Genomic DNA, 17,412 nt, shown 5'->3' on the forward strand with positions numbered 1-17,412 from the left:
GTCGAGGACCGCGACCGCGCCGAAGCCGGTCGCGAGCCGGTGCTCGGCGGCGACCGCGCCGTCGGCGGCGAGGGCGACGGCATCCGTCTTCGTCCCGCCGATGTCGATCCCGATCCTCAGTGCCATCCGCGCCACCCCTGATCCATCAGCCAGCCCACGAGCGCCGCGCCGACCCCGCGGGACGCCCCGAAGGTCGCGATGTCGACCGGCCCCGACGGCCAGCCCATGTCGACGACGAGGCTGCCCGGACGACCCGTGCGCACGACGTCGGCGAGCGCGGCGACGTCGGGATGCCGGTGCACGTCCTTCGCGACGAGCACGACGGGCGTATCGGCAGCGAGGTCGGCGGGGAGCGGATCGCCCGCGGCGATGTGCAGCACCGGGGCGCCGGCCGCGGCGGGACCCCACGGCGCCAGCCCGACGGCGATGTTGGCCGTCGTCTCGACGACGACGATCACGGCGTCGGGATGCGGCAGGGCGCCCTCGACGATCGCGAACCCCCGGTCGAGTCGTTCGCCGAGTTGCGCGCTGACCGGTCTCGTTCGGGGCCCGCGTAGCGAGTCGATGAGTGCGGCCACCCGCGCGGTCGCGTCGGCGAGGCGCGACGGTTCGACCTCGCGGACAACGGCGTCGCCGATCGCGTCGAGCTGCTCGGGTGACCCACCCGTACCGAGGCAGAGCAGGTCACACCCCGCGGCGAGGGCGCGCGCGGCGGCGGCCGGGATGCCGATCCCGCCCGATGCTCCCGTCATGTCGAGGGCGTCCGAGACGACGACGCCCGCGAAACCCAGTTCCCGGCGCAGGATGTCGCCGAGGATGCGGGCAGAGAACGTCGCCGGGTTCACGGGGTCGACCTGGGGCAGCAGGATGTGCGAAGTCATCACCGTACGAGCGCCTGCCTCGATCGCGGCGCGGAACGGCGGCAGGTCGCGGGCCCGCAGCACGTCGAGCGGCACGTCGACGACCGGCAGCGCGAGGTGCGAGTCGGACGCGGTGGCGCCGTGCCCGGGGAAGTGTTTGACGCTCGTCGCCACCCCGACGGCCTCATGCGCGCGCGTGAACGCGGCGACGTGCCGCGCGACGAGGTCGGGGTCGGCACCGAACGAACGAACCCCGATGACCGGGTTGCGCGGGTCGGAGTTCACGTCGGCGACGGGTGCGAGGTTGAGGTCGGCGCCGGCGAACACCAGGTCGTCGGCGACCGCGCGGCCGACCACCGCAGTCAGCTCGAGGTCGTCGAGGCGACCGAGAAGCGCTGCTCCGGGGTAGGGCGATCCCTCGCTGTAGTGCAGGCGGGTGACATCTCCACCCTCCTCGTCGATCGCGACGATCGCGTCCGGCTTCGCCTGGCGGATCTGCCAGATCAGCGACTGCACCTGTCCGAGCGACTCGACGTTCTCGCCGTAGAGGCAGACCCCGGCGAGCCCGCCGCGCAGCCGGTCGGCGACCCAGCCCGGCAGGGTGGTGCCGACGAAACCGGGCAGCAGCACAGCATCCACCCCGCTCATCCCTTCACCGCCCCGGCCGCCATGCCGCCGACCATGCGGCCCTGCACGAGCAGGAAGAACACGATCACCGGCACCGCGATGAGCGTCGAGCCGGCCATGATCGCCGCCCAGTCGGTCGCCTGGGTCGCCTGCACGAACGCGCGCAGCCACACCGGCAGGGTGCGTGCGTCGGGCTTCTGCATGATGACGAGGGCGAACAGGAACTCGTTCCACGCCTGGATGAACGCGAACACCCCCGTGGCGGTGAGCCCCGGCCAGAGCAGCGGCAGCGTCACCCGGAAGAACGCGCCGAAGCGCGAACAGCCGTCGACCATCGCCGCCTCCTCGAGCTCGACCGGGATGCCGGCGACGAACCCGCGCAAGGTCCAGATCGTGAACGGCAGCACGACCGCGAGATACACGAGGGTGAGACCGATGACCGAGTTGAGCAACTGCCAGCCGTCGAGTACCCGGAAGATCGACACGATCATCGCCTCGGCGGGGATCATCTGCGCCACCAGCAGGGCGACGACGAGGGTCTTCTTCGAGCGGAACCGGAAGCGGGAGAGGGCGAGCGCCGCGAAGAACGCGAACACCGCGGCGAGCACGACCGTGGTGAGGGTCACCAGCAGCGAGGTGCCGAGCGCGGGCAGGAACTCGATCGTTCCCGACGGCTGCGTCACGACCTTCACGAAGTTGTCGACGGTGAACTGGTCGGGGAGGAAGTGGGGGGTCTGCTCGCGGATCGCGCTGTTCGGCAGGAACGCCGAGTTGATCATCCAGTACACCGGGAACGCGGAGGCAACGAAGACGATCACCGCGACGACGTTGAGGGCGGCGCGCACGGCGGCCGAACGAGGCCGCCCCGGGGCCAGTTCGCGCGTCATGACTCCTCCTGCTTCAACAGCGAACGGATGTAGTAGCCCGAGAGGGCGAGCATGAGGACGACGAGCAGCACCGAGATCGCGCCGCCCGCACCCAGGTCGCCGGCCCCGATCGAGACCTTGAAGATGTAGACGCCGATCGTGTTGGTCTCGGCGGCGATGCCCCCGACGGTCTGCAACGCGTAGATCTGCGAGAAGACCCGCATGTCCCAGATGATCTGGAGGATCAGCAGGATGACGAGCACACCGCGCAGGTAGGGCAGCACGATGAGCCGGAAGCGCTGCCAGCCCGTCGCCCCGTCGATCTCGGCGGCCTCCAGCACTTCGTTCGGAACCTGGGTCAGCCCCGCGAACACGGTGAAGGCGACGAAGGGGATCGCCTGCCAGGTGACGATGATCGTCGCGACGAAGAAGAAGGAGAGCGGTTGGATGAGCCAGGAGTGCCCCTGGAAGTCGACGCCGGTGACCTGCGTGAGCAGGTAGTTGACGACGCCGCGGTCGGTATCGAAGATCCAGCCCCACACGACGCTGGCCGTCACGGGGGGCATCGCCCAGGCAAGCAGGAGGCCGACCGAGACGAGCAGCTTGAAGCCTTTGCCGAGCTTGGTCATGAGCACGCCGATCGAGATGCCGAGCAGCATCGTCAGCAGCACGTTGACGAGGCAGAAGGCGACGCTGCGACCGAGCACCTGCCAGAACTCGTCGTCGGTGAGCACGTCGGCGTAGTTGTCGAGGCCGACGAAGATCGGCGGTGCACCGAAGATCTGCGCGCGGCCGAACTCGAGGAACGAGGTGATGATGAGCTGGATGAGCGGCCAGGCGGTCAGGGCGAGCAGCACCACCCCGGCCGGAATCAACAGGTACAGGGGGGTGAGGTCGCGCTTGCGCCGCACACGTGCGGGGGCGAGCGGACTCACGGGGAGGGCCTTTCGGATAGGTTGTGGATCGTGCCCCGGACCTTCCTAGGGCGACGGGTGCCGGTGGCGCGGCGCGGTCGAATCGCGCCGCGCCACCGTACTTTCACCCGTTGAGACTGATCTCTCAGTCGTTAAGGACGGCTTCGATGTCGAGGTCGAGCTGGGTGGCCAGCGCCTCGATGTCACCGCCGGTGGCGATGCGCACGAAGAAGTCCTGCAGCAGGCGCGCCGCCTCCACGTCGGCCCACTTCGGGCTCGCCGGGGTGAGCTTCGCGTTGGCCGCGGCCTCGGCGATGACGGCCGCGAGCTCCGGGCTGGCCGCCGCCACCTGGTCACCCAGTGACTGCTTGGCCGGCACGAGGCCGTTGGCCGCAAGGATCGACTGGTACTCGTCGCTGAAGATGATCTTCAGCGCGCTCTCGGCGAGCGTCGGGTTGGCCGACTTCGCCGAGATGGCGATGTTCGAGCCACCCGCGAACACCTGAGCCGCTCCGCCGTCTTTACCCGGCAGGGCGAAGTACCCGAGGGTGTCGGTCAGCGCGGTCGGCGCCTGATCGGCGTCGGCGATGATCGACCAGTACGCCCAGCTCGGAGCCGACAGGGTTGCCCCCTGCGCCTCACGGAACGGCACCCAGACATCCGTCTCGTCGCCGTCCTTCGGGGCGGTCGAGGATGCCATCACCTCGGCGACCTGCGTAAGACCCGCGAGGGATTCGGGGCTGGAGAGCTGCGCGTCCCACGTCTCCCCGTCGAGAACGGCGATCTCGCCGCCGTTCTCCCAGATGAAGGGGAGGGCGTTGTACCAGTCCTGGCCGGGCCAGTACACGCCCGAGACGCCCGGGAGCGCCGCGGCGATCGCGCCGGCGTTGGCGACGTAGTCGTCGAGCGTCGCCGGAACCTCGACCCCGGCCTGCGAGTACTGCGCCGTGTTGTAGAACACGACGCGAGCGCCCGAGTAGTACGGCGCCGCGTAGAGCGTGCCGTCGTACGAGCCCGCCTCGACGAAGCCGGGCAGGAGGTCATCCCCGCCGAGGTCTTCGTAGACCCCGCTGAGGTCGCGGAATGCGCCGACCGACGTGAACGCCGGAGCCTGCGTGTTGCCGACCTCGACGATGTCGGGGCTGTCGTTCGACGAGAGAGCCGTCGTGAGCGTGTCGACGAGACCCGTCCACTGCTGCTCCTCGATGACGAGGGTGGAGCCGGGGTTCTCGTCTTCGAAGGTCTCGATCAGGTAGTCACGGGCATCCTGCGGAGTGTCCGCACCGACGAGCCAGACACGGATTTCGCCGGACTCGGGCTCGGCGGGGGTGCCCGAGCAGCCGGCGAGGACGATCGCACCGGCGGCGAGCGCCGCGGTGAGAGCGAGTTTCCTCATTTCTCTGTTCCTTTCCTAGGGCGACGGTGCGAGCGAAGATGCAGGCACCCTGTAGTGCGGTGGTACAGCGGTGCAAGGGTCAGCTGACCCCGAGCCGCCCGGAGAGCACCATGGCAGCGGCGCCGCGCATGACGATGTCCTCTCCGAGGGCGCTCCCCCGCAGGGCAAGATCGCCGTGGAATTCGGCCATCGTGCGCGAGCGGAGGGTGTCGAGGGCCGCGCGAGCTAGCGGGCCTTCGAGCAGGTGCGCGGGGCCGCTGAGCACGACCTCCGCGAGATCCAGGGCCCCGACTACCGGTGCGAGGGCGATGCCGAGACGTTCGCCGGCGCGGGCGAGGATGTCGTCGCGCTCGTCGGGTGAGGCCGCGATCCGCGCCTCGAGGCGCGGGATGGCGAGCCACGTCTCGAGGCAGCCGCGCTTGCCGCAGGCACACGGCTCGCCGCCGTCGGTGCCGACGACGACGTGGCCGATCTCGCCCGCCGAGAAGCGTGCGCCGGAGAGCAGAGTGCCCCCGACGAGCAGGCCGGCGCCGACACCGTTACCGATCTTGATGAGCATCGTGTCGCTGAGGGCATCCCCGAAGGAGTGTTCGGCGAGTGCGGCGACGTTGGCGTCGTTGGCGACCAGGGTGGGCAGCCCGAGCTCGGCGCTCAGCCGTTCCTGCAACGGCAGGTCGTGCCAGCCGAGGTTCGGTGCCGTCAGCACGATGCCGGCGAGGTCGACGACACCCGGCGACCCGATGCCGACGCCGAGGATCGGCACGGGCGCCCGCGCGGCGAGGTCGCGAGCGAGGTCGATGACCTTGGCGACTGCGGCCTCGCCGGTCGCGCCGGCGAGGGGAACGGTCACCCGATCGTGGATGCCGCCGTCGAGGTCGAGGAGAGCGCCGCGGAAGGCGTCGTGGCCCGAAAGATCGATACCGAGGATGCGAAACCCGCTCCTGTCGATGTCGACGAGAGTGGCCGGCTTACCCGGGCGTGCCTCGTCGCGCGTTCCCTGCTCGACGACGAGGTCCTCGGCGATGAGTTCGGAGATCAGGTCGGAGATGGTGACGCGGGTGAGCCCCGTTGCCCGGGCCAGGTCGGCGCGGCTCATCGCGCCCGACGAGTAGAGGGTCTGGAGCACGAGCGACCGGTTGTGGCCCCGGGCATGCTCGGGCAGTGACTTGGCGGTCGTCCGCAGCGACGAGCGAGGAGGCATGCGGGTTAGTAAACCCTACGAACAAACTATTCGCAACTTTTGAGCGGACGCTTAACAAACTTGTTATGCGCCCGGTCACCCCGGAAGAGCACGAGGGAGCTGCCCGGCGGCGGTTCGTACGCGACCCGCAATTGGTGACACGTCCAGCAAATTCACGGGTTAACGAACGACTTCGGTTTCCCGAAATCTGGAAGGCTGAGCGCATGACCACGACGACTACTCCTCGCCTGATCGCCCTCGGTTTTGCCGGACTCGGCCTGACCACCGCCCTCGCCGGCTGCTCGGCGGCGACGGGTAACACGGGTGATGAGTCCGGCGCGACGGTCGACTCCGAAACCAGTGCCGAGTACGCCGACGGCACGTACACGGCGGAAGGCGACTACGTGTCCCCCGCCGGCCCGTCGAAGGTGAGCGTGGAGATCACCCTCGCCGGCGACATCGTCACCGGGGTGACCGTGACTCCGGAGTCGACCGACTCGACGGCGAGGGGCTTCCAGACCCAGTTCGCCGACGGCATCGGTGCCGTCGTCGAAGGCGAAGACATCGACACCCTCGCGGTCTCGCGCGTCGGCGGCTCGTCGCTCACCAGCGGCGGCTTCAAGGACGCGATCGAAAAGATCAAGGCCGAGGCGGCCGAGTCGTAGCCGGGCGATGATCGTCGATCCTCTTCCGGTCGCCTGGACGTTCGAGGCGATCGGCACGAACTGGCGGATCGACACCCGGGATACCCTCGCGCCGCCGATCGCCGACGCCGTCACGGAACGGGTGGCGCGCTTCGATCGCGATTGGTCGCGTTTCCGTGCCGACGGACGGATCGCGGCACTTGCCACGCCGGGGCGACATCGGCTGGCCGACGATGCCGGCCCGCTGCTCGAGTTCTACGGCGAGTTGTACAACGCGACCGCGGGGCGGGTGACGCCCCTGGTCGGACGCGCGCTCGAGGCCCTGGGCTACGACGCGACCTACCGGCTGCGCCCATCCGGAGACGTCGCCTCGGTTCCCGCATGGGACGACGCGATCGCCTGGGACGGCGAGTACCTGGATGTCGTTCGGCCCGTCGTGCTCGACGTCGGGGCCGCCGGCAAGGGCTACCTCGTCGACCTCGTGAGCGACCTGCTCGCCGACGCCGGCATCCCCGAGCACATCGTGGACGCGAGTGGCGACATCCGCACCCGAGCGGTGCCGATGCGGATCGCGCTCGAGCACCCCCTCGACCCGCGCAAAGCCGTCGGTGTCGCCGAGCTGGCCGACGGCGCGTTCTGCGCGAGCGCCACGACCCGGCGGGCGTGGGGCGACGGGTTGCACCACGTGCTCGACCCCGCGACTGGGCTACCGACGCGTGGGGTGATCGCGACCTGGGTGCTCGCGCCGTCCGCCATGGTCGCCGACGGAATCGCGACGGCACTCTTCTTCGACGCCGATCCGGGATTCGTCGCCCGCCGGGCCACGGCTTTCGCCAGAATGTTCCACGACGGCTCCGTCGATGTATCGCCCGACTTCCCCGGGGAGATGTTCCTATGACCGCATGGCTCGACGCACTGCTTGGCCGCTTCACGATGTACCGCCTCGTGCTCTACAGCCTCGGCATCCTCTTCATCGTCGGCCTCGTGTACTCGATGCTCGGCGTCGTGCAACCGGGCAACGCGGGGGCACTCGGGATGCTCGCGCACGCCGCGGTGGTCTCCGCCGCGTGCGGGCTGACGAGTCTCGCGTTCGCAGCGCTGTTCCGCGTGAAGGCGCACACTGAGTCGACGCTCATCACCGCGGGCCTGCTGTACTTCATTCTGCCGCCGAACCTCAGCCTGTCCGCGCTCGGCGGCGCCGCCCTCGCCGGCGTGATCGCAGTCGCGAGCAAGTACCTGCTCGCGATCCGCGGGCGCCACATCTTCAACCCCGCCGCCGTCGGAGCGCTCGCGATCGGGTTCACGGGCCTGAGCTTCGGCGCCTGGTGGCCGGGAAACCCGTGGATGCTGCCCTTCGTGGTGGTGTTCGCCTTCCTGATCCTGTTCCGCACGAGGCGACTGCCGATGGGAGCCGTCTACGTGGGTGTCGGCCTTGCCGCGGCGGCCGTCAACTACCTGCTGTTCGGCGGCGACCCGGTCGCGGGACTCCAGTACGCGGTGCTCCAGTCGGCGCTCTGGTTCTTCGTCGGCTTCATGATCACCGAGCCGCTCACCCTGCCGCCCCGCCGCTGGCAGCAGCTCGTCTACGCGGCGATCGCGGCGATCCTGTACTTCATCAGTTTCAACATTCCCCCGTTCCACAACAGCCCCGAGCTCGCGTTGCTCGTCGCCAACCTGTTCGCGTTCCTCTTCGGACAGCGCCGCGGCATCCGCCTGGAGTTCGCGGGCCGCCGGCAGCTCTCGCCGTCGTCATGGGAGTTCGACTTCCACCCGCTGCGGCCGGTCAGCTTCGCCCCCGGGCAGTTCATGGAGCTCAGCCTGCCGCACGGCAAGACCGACTCCCGGGGCTGGCGACGGGTGTTCAGCATCGCCTCGGCGCCGGGCGAGATGCTGCGGTTCGGCATCCGGCTGCCCGAGAAGTCGAGCTCGTTCAAGCGCGCCCTGCTCGACCTCGAGCCCGGTGCGAAGGTGTCGGCGACGAGCGTCGGAGGCGACTTCCTGCTGCCCGCGGATTCGGGCCGCCCGCTGCTGCTCGTCGCGGGCGGTATCGGCATCACGCCGTTCATCGGCCACCTCGAGCAGGCGGCCGCAGAAGGCGGCGGGCGCGACATCGCGGTGGTCTACGCGATCTCCTCGCTCGACGACCTCGCCTATGCCGAGCAACTCGAGAAAGCCGGATGCCGGGTCGCGATCGCGTCGGCGGAGAAGCCGGTGAGCCTGCCGACCGGGTGGACGTGGATCGGCCCCGGCCGACTCTCGGGCGAGACACTGCTCTCGGTCGTGCCGGATGCCGCGACCCGAGACGTCTTCCTCTCCGGCCCGCCGTCGATGGTCGCGGCGCTGAAGAAGGCCCTCCGCAAGGCGGGTGCCCGCCACATCCACACCGACGTCTTCGTCGGCTACTGATCAACGCGTTCGCCGAGGGCGATCGGAAGAATCTGGCACTCGCAACACCCGAGTGCTAATCTCCTGAATAGTTGAGTCATGGTGACTCAAGGTATCGATTTCAGGAGGATCTGATGGCGATGTTCTTCGACCCGTTCCGCGAGATGGATCGCGTCGCGGGGCAGCTTCTCGACGCCCGCCAGGGCCCGCGGCTCATGCCGATGGACCTCTACCGCGACGCCGACCACTACGTGCTGAACGCCGACCTTCCGGGCATCGACCCGGGCAGCGTCGACATCGACGTTGACGGTCAGCTGCTCACCATCCGCGCCGAGCGCACCACGCGCAGCCAGGAGGGCGTGAAGTGGCTCGCCCGCGAGCGCAACGCCGGAACGTTCCTGCGTCAGCTCAATCTCGGCGACGGCATCGACACCGCCAACATCTCGGCGTCGTACGAGAACGGCGTGCTGAGCGTCGTCATCCCGGTCAGCGAGAAGGCCAAGCCGCGCAAGATCGAGGTGCAGGCGGGCAGCCCCGCCGCCACCAACGTCGCCGTCGAGGCGTAGCGACCCACACGGAAGAGCCCCGGATGCCGCCGCCGAGCATCCGGGGCTCTTCCATACGCTGGGGGGATGCCCGGCGCCGACGAACCCGACCACCGCGGCCGCACCGGCCCGCACCAGACCGACTCGGCCTCGACCGCCATCCCGGCGGCTCTAGCGCGGATCGGATCGGGCATCGTCGACGCCACGACGATCATGTTGTTGCCGTGCGGCGCTGCGTGGCCCGTTTCCCCAGCGGATGCGGCAGCGACGCGTCAGACTTGAGTGGGCAGCGAGAGGATCGATCAGTGCACGCGACCACGCCGGAGCTCACCGACGACGAGGTGCGCGTCATCCGGCGCGACTTCCCGATCCTCGGCGAGACGGTCAACGGCCATCCCCTCGCCTACCTCGACTCCGCCGCGACGGCGCAGAAGCCCCGAGTGGTGCTGGATGCCGAACGCGACTTCCTGGAGCGGCGCAACGCTGCCGTGCATCGCGGAGCCCACACCCTCGCGGCCGAGGCGACCGAGGAGTTCGAGGCCGCTCGGGCGACCCTCGCGGCGTTCGTCGGCGCCGACGCGGGCGAGATCGTCTGGACCTCGAACGCCACCGAGGGCATCAACCTCGTCGCCTACGGCCTCTCCAACGCCGCCTTCGGCGACGGCGACCCCGCGCTCGCGGTCGGACCGGGCGACGAGATCGTCGTCACCGAACTCGAGCACCACGCCAACCTCATCCCGTGGCAGCAACTCGCGCGTCGCACCGGCGCAACGCTGCGCTACCTGCCGGTCGACGACGACGGTGCCTTGCGCCTCGATCTCGTCGGGGAGGTCATCACCGACCGCACCCGGGTGGTCGCGGTCTCCCACGTCTCGAACGTGCTCGGAATCGTGAACCCCGTCGCCGAGCTCGTCGCCGCCGCCCACCGCGCGGGCGCGATCGCCGTGCTCGACGCCTGCCAGAGCGCCCCGCATGCGCCGCTCGACCTCCACGACCTCGACGTCGACATCGCGGTGTTCTCGGGCCACAAGATGCTCGGCCCGACCGGCGTCGGCGTGCTCTACGGCAAGCGTGCGCTGCTCGAGGCCCTTCCGCCGTTCCTCACCGGCGGATCGATGATCACGACCGTGACGCTCGACCGCGCCGAGTTCATGGCCCCGCCGCAGCGCTTCGAGGCGGGTACGCAGCGCGTGTCGCAGGCCATCGGCCTCGCCGCCGCCGCGCGCTACCTCGAGGCGGTCGGGATGCCGCGCATCGCCGCTCACGATCGCCGGCTGGGGGCGCGCCTCGCCGAGGGACTCGACGCCATCCCGGGCGTCCGTGTGCTCGGACCCGTCGGGGTCGAGCGGGTCGGGCTCGCCGGATTCGATCTCGCCGGGGTGCATCCGCACGACCTCGGTCAGTTCCTCGACGACCGTGGGATCGCCATCCGCGTCGGGCATCACTGCGCCCAGCCGCTGCATCGTCGGCTGGGCCTCGGCGCGAGCGCGCGGGCGAGCGCCGCGCTCTACACGACCGACGACGAGGTCGACCGATTCCTCAGTGCGGTCGACGAGGCCACCGGATTCTTCGGGGTGCGGTCGTGAGTTCCGACGACCTGCGTGCGCTCTACCAGGAGGTCATCCTCACCCACTCCCGACAGCCCGACGGGCGCGGCATCGTCGACGGCTGGACTCATCGCGCCCGCGAGGTGAACCCGCTATGCGGCGACGAGATCGACCTCGCCGTGAACGTCGAGGGCGGCGTCATCCGGTCGATCACCTGGGAGGGTCACGGCTGCGCGATCTCGCAAGCCTCGGCGTCGCTGCTCACCGGCCTGCTGGAGGGTGCGACCGTCACCGACGCGCACGACCTCGTCGAGCGGTTCCGCACCGCGCTGCGCTCCCGCGGCGAGATCGAACTCGATGAGGAGCACTTCGGCGAGGCGGTCGCCCTCGGCGGGGTCTCGCGCTACGTCGCGCGGATCAAGTGCGCGATGCTCGCCTGGGTCACCCTCGAGAATGCCCTCGCGGGCACCACGGAACCCCTTCCGACATGAGGGAGCCCCGCACGCGGGGCTCCGACGCGTCATAGAGCCCTCTATGACGCGAGGTCTCTGACGCGAGGTCTCTGACGCGAGGTCAGCTGACGCGAGGTCAGCCGAGCTTGGCCTTCAGGTTCTCGTCGATCGCGGCGAGGAAATCCTCGGTCGTGAGGTATGGCTGGTCGTCGGAGACGAGGGTGGCCAGGTCTTTCGTCATCTTGCCGCTCTCGACGGTGGCGATGACGACATCCTCGAGTTTCTGCGCGAAGTCGATGAGCGCCTGGTTGCCGTCGAGCTTGCCGCGGTGCATGAGGCCGCGGGTCCAGGCGTAGATCGAGGCGATCGGGTTCGTCGAGGTCGGCTTGCCCTGCTGGTGCAGGCGGTAGTGCCGGGTGACGGTGCCGTGGGCGGCTTCGGCCTCGACGATCTTGCCGTCGGGGGTGGTGAGCACCGAGGTCATCAGGCCGAGCGAGCCGTAGCCCTGGGCGACGGTGTCGGACTGAACATCCCCGTCGTAGTTCTTCGTCGCCCAGATGTATCCGCCCTCCCACTTCAGGGCCGACGCGACCATGTCGTCGATGAGGCGGTGCTCGTAGGTGAGGCCGGCGGCGTCGAAGTCGGCCTTGAACTCGGCGTCGAAGATCTCCTGGAAGATGTCTTTGAACCGGCCGTCGTAGGCCTTGAGGATCGTGTTCTTCGTCGAGAGGTACACCGGGTACTTGCGGGCGAGGCCGTAGTTGAACGATGCCCGCGCGAAGTCGGTGATCGAGGCATCCAGGTTGTACATCGCCATCGCGACACCGGATCCGGGCGACTGGAATACCTCGAACGACTGAGCCTCGCTGCCGTCTTCGGGCTGGAACGAGATGGTGAGAGTGCCCTTGCCCTCGAAGCGGAAATCGGTGGCGCGGTACTGGTCGCCGAAGGCGTGACGGCCGACAATGATCGGCTTGTTCCAACCGGGCACGAGGCGCGGGATGTTGGAGATGATGATCGGCTCGCGGAAGATCACACCGCCGAGGATGTTGCGGATCGTGCCGTTGGGGCTCTTCCACATCTTCTTGAGGCCGAATTCCTCGACGCGGGCCTCGTCGGGGGTGATCGTGGCGCATTTCACGCCGACGCCGTGCTTCTGGATGGCGTGGGCCGCGTCGATCGTGACCTGGTCGTCGGTCGCGTCGCGGTGCTCGATGCCGAGGTCGTAGTACTCGAGCGTCACGTCGAGGTAGGGGTGGATGAGGCGGTCCTTGATGAACTGCCAGATGATGCGCGTCATCTCGTCGCCGTCGAGTTCGACGACGACACCTTCGACCTTGATCTTCTCGACCACTGTTTTCCTCTCGCAGGGCTGCGACTCGTGAAATCGGCCTCTCGCGGAAGCCGTCGACCAGCCTATCGGGCATCCGAGATATCTCGATATCAAGATATCCAGACCGACGCGGCGTGAGCGGGTTAGCCTGGAGCATGGGTGAGCTGCGACTGAACGAGCTGAACGCCGAGACGATTTCGGCCGCGAACCGTCTGACGCTCAAGCCGGGCCAAGAGGACTACCTCGAACCCGAGACCTACACTCACGCAGAACAGCAACTCGACCCGGCCGGATCGTGGCCCCGCGTCATCGTCGATGACGACGAGGTCGTCGGCTACATCATGGGCGCCTTTGACGACGACGCCCCCGAGGAGTTCCTGCGGGCGGCACTGTGGCGCGTCAACGTGTCGGCCCAGGCTCAGGGCCGCGGCGTCGGTCGGTTCGCGATCGCCGCGCTCGCCGACGAGGCACGCAAGCGCGGCTTCTCGCGACTGACCGTGGTGTGGGCTCCCGGCGACGCCGGGCCGGGCGCCTTCTTCGAGTCGGTCGGCTTCACGGTCATCGGCCAGACGCCGTTCGGCGAGAACCTGGGCGCGCTCGACCTGTGAGACCCGTACCCGCCGCCGACTTCGCGGAGGCGGTGCTCGACGTGGTCGCCGCCATCCCGAGCGGCCGAGTGATGACGTATGGCGACGTGGCCGCGGTGCTCGGCTCCCGGGCGGCGCGCGCGGTCGGCAACGTGATGGCCTGGTACGGGGCGGATGTGGCGTGGTGGCGCGTCATCCGCGCGTCGGGGCACGCCGCTACCGGTCACGAAGACCGAGCGCTCGAGCACTTCCGCGCCGAAGGCACGCCGATCGTCACGACCGACGACGGCTACCGGGTGAACCTCAGGCTCGCCCGCCACGTGCCGTAGCCGCGGAGTTCATGACTCGCGATGGGGCGCCATGACATCCTCTCCGTCTCTACGAGCAAAGCCCTAAACCAGACTGTCCCGCCAGGCGGCGTGCAGCTTCGCGAAACGACCCGTGCCGGCGATCAGGTCGGCCGGCGCGCCGTCTTCGACGATGCGCCCGTGCTCCATCACGAGCACCCGGTCGGCGATCGAGACGGTCGACAGCCGGTGGGCGATGATGATCGCCGTGCGGTCGGCGAGCAGCGTCGTGAGACCCTGCTGCACGAGCCGCTCGCTCGGGATGTCGAGCGACGCGGTGGCTTCATCGAGGATGAGCACGGCCGGGTCGGCCAGGAACGCTCGGGCGAACGACAGCAACTGCCGTTGGCCCGCCGAGACCCGCCCGCCGCGCTTGTTCACGTCGGTGTCGTAGCCGTCGGGCAGCTTGTCGATGAAGGTGTCGGCCCCCACGGCCCGGGCCGCCGCGACGATCTCGTCGATCGTGGCGTCGGGTTTGCCGAGCGCGATGTTCTCGGCGACCGAGCCGCTGAAGAGGTACGCCTCCTGGGTGACCATGACGATCGCGCGCCGCAGGTCCTTGGGATGCAGTCGGCGCAGGTCGATGCCATCCAGCTCGACGGTTCCTGCCGTCGGGTCGTAGAACCGGGCGAGCAGCTTCGCGAGGGTCGACTTGCCCGCACCGGTGGAACCCACGAGTGCGACGGTCTGCCCGGCCGGGATCGACAGCGAGAAGTCGGGCAGCACGATCCGGTCGCCGCGGTAGGCGAACCGCACGTCCCGGAAGTCGAGGGCGCCCTTCGCCTGCCACAGGTCGACCGGCGCGACCGGGTCGGGAACGCTCGGCTCCTCCTCCAAGACGCCCGAGATCTTCTCGAGCGCCGCGGCGGCACCCTGGTAGGAGTTGTAGAACATCGCCATCTCCTCCATCGGGTCGAAGAAGCGGCGGGTGTAGAGCAACACGGCGAGCAGTGACCCGATCTCGAGGCCGCCGTCGATCACTCGGAAGCCTCCGACGAGTAACACCACGGCGACCGCGGTGTTGCCGATGAGGATCAACGCCGGGTCGTAGATGCCGAACAGCTTGATGACCTTGGCGTTGGCATCCCGGTAGTCCTCGACCAGACCGCCGAACTCCCGGTCGTTGCGCCCTTCGGTGCGGAACGCCTTGACCGCGCGGATGCCGGTCATCGTCTCGACGAACTTCACGATGACGCGGGCCGACACGACGCGGGTCAGCCGGAATCCGCGCTGCGAGCGCATCTGGAACCAGCGGGTGAGGAACGCGAGAGGCACCAGGGATGCCGCGATCACCAGAGCGCTGACCGGGTCGAACACGATGAGAGCGATCCCGATGAAGACCATGTAGAGCACGCCGCGCACGAGCCCGTTGAGCCCCGAATCGAGCAGTTCGCGGATCGACTCGAGGTCGCTGGTCTGGCGCGCGATGATGCGGCCCGAGGTGTAGCTCTCGTGGAATTCCAGGCTCAGCCGCTGGGCGTGCAGGAACACGCGGCGGCGAAGATCGAACAAGATCGCCTGGCTGACCCGCGCCGACAACATCGTGTACCAGGCGATCAGCACGGCGCCGAGTACCCCGGTGACGAGGTAGGCTCCCACGGCGACGCCGAGCGGCACGAAGTCGGCGTCGAGCGCGGCGGGAAGTCCCTGGTCGATGCCGAGGGCGATCAGCGCTGGCCCGGCCACCTGCGCTGCCGTGCTGACCACGACCACGAGCAGGGTGAGGATGACGCGGGCGCGCACGGGGAGCAGCAGCGAGCCGAGCAGGCGTACCGATCGCGCCCGGATCTGTCGGCTCTCGTCGCGGGTATAGTCGCCACGCTCCTCGCCTTCGACGCCGGTGACGCTCACTTGTCCACCTCGCGGGTGTTGTCGGGCTCGAGCGACGAGATCACGTAGCGGTAGTGGTCGTTGGTCGCGAGCAGCTCGGAGTGGGTGCCGACCGCGCTGACCCGGCCGTCTTGGAGCAGCGCGACGCGGTCGGCGAACTGCACGGTGGAGGGCCGGTGGGCGACGATGAGCGCCGTCGTCGTGGCCAGCACCCGGCGCAACGCCGCCTCGACGCGAGCCTCGGTATCGACGTCGAGCGCGGAGAGCGGGTCGTCGAGCACGAGCACCGACGGGGCGGCGGCGACGGCACGGGCCAGCGCGAGGCGCTGCCGCTGGCCCCCCGAGAGCGACAGCCCCTCCTCGCCGACCGTGGTGTTCGCGCCGTCGGGCAGCTCAGCGACGAACTCCGCCTGCGCGATTTCGAGTGCTTCAGCCAGTACTGCGGAAGCGGCATCTGGGTCGTCGGCCAACTCGGGGCGCCCGAGCAGCACGTTGTCGCGCACCGACGCCGAGAACAGCGTCGCGTCTTCGAACGCCATCGCTATACGGCGGCGCAGCTCTTCGCGGGTGAGATCGCGGATGTCGACGCCGTCGAGCTTGATCGCACCACCCGTCACGTCGTACAGGCGGGTCGACAGGGCGGTGAGGGTGGTCTTTCCCGACCCGGTCAGACCGACGAGCGCCATGGTCTCGCCGGGTTCGAGCACGAGGTCGACGCCGTCGACGAGGTCGGGAACCTCGGGGCCGGCGTCCTGATAGCGGAAGTGCACGTTCTCGAAGGTGAGCCGCCCGCGCGGCTCGGTGACGGTGTGGGGCTCACCCGGGTCGACGATCGGGTTGGGTTCGTCGAGCACCTCGAACAGCCGGTCGACGGCCGTGCGGGTGTCGAAGGTCATCGACAGCAGGAAGCCGATCGACTCGATCGGGAAGCGCAGCACGGTGGCCGTGGCGAAGAATGCCACGAGCGCCCCACCCGTCATCTGGTCGGTGGCGACGAGCCAGACCCCAGCGCCCAGGCAGAGGGCGAACGCGACGTCGGGCACGAGCAGCAGCCAGAGCCAGATGCTCGCGATCGAGCGCGCCTTGTCGAGCTCGGTTCCGCGCAATCGGTCGGCCTGGCGCGTGAACTTCTCGAGCGAGTACTTTCCGCGCCCGAACGCCTTGAGCACGCGGATGCCGTGCACGCTCTCTTCGACGGCGGTGGCGAGGTCGCCCTGCTGGTCTTGCGAGCGCCGCGCGACGATCGAGTACTTCTGCTCGAAGACATAGCCGTAGATCCACAGCGGGATGGAGCAGATGAGGAACACGAGCGCGAGCACCCAGTTCCAGAAGAACAGCACGACCGCGCCGACCACGATCGTGACGAAGTTCACGATGAGCAACACGATGCCGAACGACAGCCACCGGCGGATCAGCCCGAGGTCGCTCATCGCGCGCGACAGCAACTGCCCGCTCTGCCACTTGTCGTGGAAGGCGACCGGCAGGTCTTGCAACTGCGCATAGAGCGTTCGGCGCATGGCGGCTTCGACATGCGTGCCGGGGGTCAGCACGAAGAAGCGGCGCGCCATGATGAACGCCGCCTCGAGCGCGCCCAGCACGAACACGACGATCGCCGCCGGCCATATCTGCGACGAGTCGCCGCTCGCGAGCGGACCGTCGACGAGCGACTGCAATACCAGCGGGATGCCGAGCGCGACGAGGCCGGCGAGCAGCGCCGCGACCATCCCGAGGATGATCCGGGGCAACGCGGGACGCACAAACGGGAGCAGACGCAGCAAAGTACGTGCAGTCCCGGCGCGCGGAAGCGTGGGAATCGGGGAGGTATCTGGCATGAGGAAGAGGTGCCGCCCCCCACGACGTCCGACGTCGTGCAGGGCAGCCTTCCAGCCTAGACCCGCC

General features: G+C 69.0%; 17 protein-coding genes. 9 read left to right on the forward strand and 8 right to left on the reverse strand.

Annotated features, from left to right (window positions below; all coding sequences use genetic code 11):
• Positions 1-116: 116 nt before the first annotated feature.
• The 5 genes from WBL06_RS01670 to WBL06_RS01690 form a co-directional block, all read right to left on the reverse strand.
• Positions 117-1,499, reverse strand: a complete 1,383-nt coding sequence (locus WBL06_RS01670; RefSeq protein WP_424454237.1) for a glycoside hydrolase family 3 N-terminal domain-containing protein — start codon at positions 1,497-1,499, stop codon at positions 117-119.
• Positions 1,500-1,504: 5 nt separating this feature from the next.
• Positions 1,505-2,374, reverse strand: a complete 870-nt coding sequence (locus WBL06_RS01675; RefSeq protein WP_424454238.1) for a carbohydrate ABC transporter permease — start codon at positions 2,372-2,374, stop codon at positions 1,505-1,507.
• Complete coding sequence (locus WBL06_RS01680) at positions 2,371-3,288, reverse strand: carbohydrate ABC transporter permease (protein ID WP_424454239.1); 918 nt, start codon at positions 3,286-3,288, stop codon at positions 2,371-2,373. The genes WBL06_RS01675 and WBL06_RS01680 overlap by 4 nt, the downstream gene beginning before the upstream one ends.
• A 124-nt stretch (positions 3,289-3,412) precedes the next feature.
• Positions 3,413-4,663, reverse strand: a complete 1,251-nt coding sequence (locus tag WBL06_RS01685; RefSeq protein ID WP_424454240.1) for an extracellular solute-binding protein — start codon at positions 4,661-4,663, stop codon at positions 3,413-3,415.
• A 79-nt stretch (positions 4,664-4,742) separates the two neighbouring features.
• A complete protein-coding gene (locus WBL06_RS01690; protein WP_424454241.1) occupies positions 4,743-5,864 on the reverse strand; it encodes an ROK family transcriptional regulator in 1,122 nt (373 codons plus the stop codon).
• A 203-nt stretch (positions 5,865-6,067) separates the two neighbouring features.
• Between WBL06_RS01690 and WBL06_RS01695 the strand changes: the two genes are divergently transcribed.
• From WBL06_RS01695 to sufU, 7 genes are all read left to right on the forward strand, one after another.
• The gene (locus WBL06_RS01695) at positions 6,068-6,508 is read left to right on the forward strand and encodes a hypothetical protein (protein ID WP_424454242.1); all 441 of its coding nucleotides are present in this window, start codon (positions 6,068-6,070) and stop codon (positions 6,506-6,508) included.
• 7 nt (positions 6,509-6,515) lie between these two features.
• On the forward strand, positions 6,516-7,385 hold the full coding sequence (locus WBL06_RS01700; RefSeq protein WP_424454243.1) for an FAD:protein FMN transferase: 870 nt from the start codon (positions 6,516-6,518) through the stop codon (positions 7,383-7,385).
• Positions 7,382-8,893, forward strand: coding sequence for an FAD-dependent oxidoreductase (locus tag WBL06_RS01705; RefSeq protein ID WP_424454244.1), 1,512 nt, complete (start codon positions 7,382-7,384; stop codon positions 8,891-8,893). Before WBL06_RS01700 ends, WBL06_RS01705 begins: the two co-directional genes overlap by 4 nt.
• Positions 8,894-9,006: 113 nt before the next feature.
• Complete coding sequence (locus WBL06_RS01710) at positions 9,007-9,438, forward strand: Hsp20/alpha crystallin family protein (RefSeq protein ID WP_424454245.1); 432 nt, start codon at positions 9,007-9,009, stop codon at positions 9,436-9,438.
• A 66-nt stretch (positions 9,439-9,504) separates the two neighbouring features.
• Complete coding sequence (locus WBL06_RS01715) at positions 9,505-9,699, forward strand: hypothetical protein (protein ID WP_424454246.1); 195 nt, start codon at positions 9,505-9,507, stop codon at positions 9,697-9,699.
• Between the two features lie 23 nt (positions 9,700-9,722).
• The gene (locus WBL06_RS01720; protein WP_424454247.1) at positions 9,723-11,003 is read left to right on the forward strand and encodes a SufS family cysteine desulfurase; all 1,281 of its coding nucleotides are present in this window, start codon (positions 9,723-9,725) and stop codon (positions 11,001-11,003) included.
• The gene (sufU, locus tag WBL06_RS01725; RefSeq protein ID WP_424454248.1) at positions 11,000-11,455 is read left to right on the forward strand and encodes a Fe-S cluster assembly sulfur transfer protein SufU; all 456 of its coding nucleotides are present in this window, start codon (positions 11,000-11,002) and stop codon (positions 11,453-11,455) included. Before WBL06_RS01720 ends, sufU begins: the two co-directional genes overlap by 4 nt.
• A gap of 97 nt (positions 11,456-11,552) precedes the next feature.
• Here the strand turns inward: sufU and WBL06_RS01730 are convergent, their stop codons facing one another.
• The gene (locus WBL06_RS01730) at positions 11,553-12,770 is read right to left on the reverse strand and encodes an NADP-dependent isocitrate dehydrogenase (RefSeq protein ID WP_424454249.1); all 1,218 of its coding nucleotides are present in this window, start codon (positions 12,768-12,770) and stop codon (positions 11,553-11,555) included.
• Positions 12,771-12,904: 134 nt separating this feature from the next.
• On the opposite strand from WBL06_RS01730, the gene WBL06_RS01735 reads away from it, so the two are divergent.
• Both WBL06_RS01735 and WBL06_RS01740 read left to right on the forward strand, forming a co-directional pair.
• Complete coding sequence (locus WBL06_RS01735; RefSeq protein ID WP_424454250.1) at positions 12,905-13,357, forward strand: GNAT family N-acetyltransferase; 453 nt, start codon at positions 12,905-12,907, stop codon at positions 13,355-13,357.
• Positions 13,354-13,665: an MGMT family protein gene (locus WBL06_RS01740; RefSeq protein ID WP_424454251.1), complete on the forward strand. Its 312-nt coding sequence runs from the start codon at positions 13,354-13,356 to the stop codon at positions 13,663-13,665. The genes WBL06_RS01735 and WBL06_RS01740 overlap by 4 nt, the downstream gene beginning before the upstream one ends.
• Before the next feature lie 63 nt (positions 13,666-13,728).
• On the opposite strand, the gene WBL06_RS01745 is transcribed toward WBL06_RS01740, so the two are convergent.
• A complete protein-coding gene (locus WBL06_RS01745; RefSeq protein WP_424454252.1) occupies positions 13,729-15,534 on the reverse strand; it encodes an ABC transporter ATP-binding protein in 1,806 nt (601 codons plus the stop codon).
• Positions 15,531-17,345: an ABC transporter ATP-binding protein gene (locus WBL06_RS01750; RefSeq protein ID WP_424454253.1), complete on the reverse strand. Its 1,815-nt coding sequence runs from the start codon at positions 17,343-17,345 to the stop codon at positions 15,531-15,533. Before WBL06_RS01750 ends, WBL06_RS01745 begins: the two co-directional genes overlap by 4 nt.
• Positions 17,346-17,412 lie beyond the last annotated feature (67 nt).

The sequence above is a fragment of the Pseudolysinimonas sp. genome (assembly GCF_049651805.1).
GTDB lineage: Bacteria > Actinomycetota > Actinomycetes > Actinomycetales > Microbacteriaceae > Pseudolysinimonas_A.

Bases quoted from the DNA above. Each gene is read 5' to 3' on its own strand.
- WBL06_RS01675 (WP_424454238.1), bottom strand. From the start codon at position 2,374: ATGACGCGCGAACTGGCCCCGGGGCGGCCTCGTTCGGCCGCCGTGCGC.
- WBL06_RS01685 (WP_424454240.1), bottom strand. From the start codon at position 4,663: ATGAGGAAACTCGCTCTCACCGCGGCGCTCGCCGCCGGTGCGATCGTC.
- WBL06_RS01690 (WP_424454241.1), bottom strand. From the start codon at position 5,864: ATGCCTCCTCGCTCGTCGCTGCGGACGACCGCCAAGTCACTGCCCGAG.
- WBL06_RS01695 (WP_424454242.1), top strand. From the start codon at position 6,068: ATGACCACGACGACTACTCCTCGCCTGATCGCCCTCGGTTTTGCCGGA.
- WBL06_RS01700 (WP_424454243.1), top strand. From the start codon at position 6,516: ATGATCGTCGATCCTCTTCCGGTCGCCTGGACGTTCGAGGCGATCGGC.
- WBL06_RS01705 (WP_424454244.1), top strand. From the start codon at position 7,382: ATGACCGCATGGCTCGACGCACTGCTTGGCCGCTTCACGATGTACCGC.
- WBL06_RS01710 (WP_424454245.1), top strand. From the start codon at position 9,007: ATGGCGATGTTCTTCGACCCGTTCCGCGAGATGGATCGCGTCGCGGGG.
- WBL06_RS01715 (WP_424454246.1), top strand. From the start codon at position 9,505: ATGCCCGGCGCCGACGAACCCGACCACCGCGGCCGCACCGGCCCGCAC.
- WBL06_RS01735 (WP_424454250.1), top strand. From the start codon at position 12,905: ATGGGTGAGCTGCGACTGAACGAGCTGAACGCCGAGACGATTTCGGCC.
- WBL06_RS01750 (WP_424454253.1), bottom strand. From the start codon at position 17,345: ATGCCAGATACCTCCCCGATTCCCACGCTTCCGCGCGCCGGGACTGCA.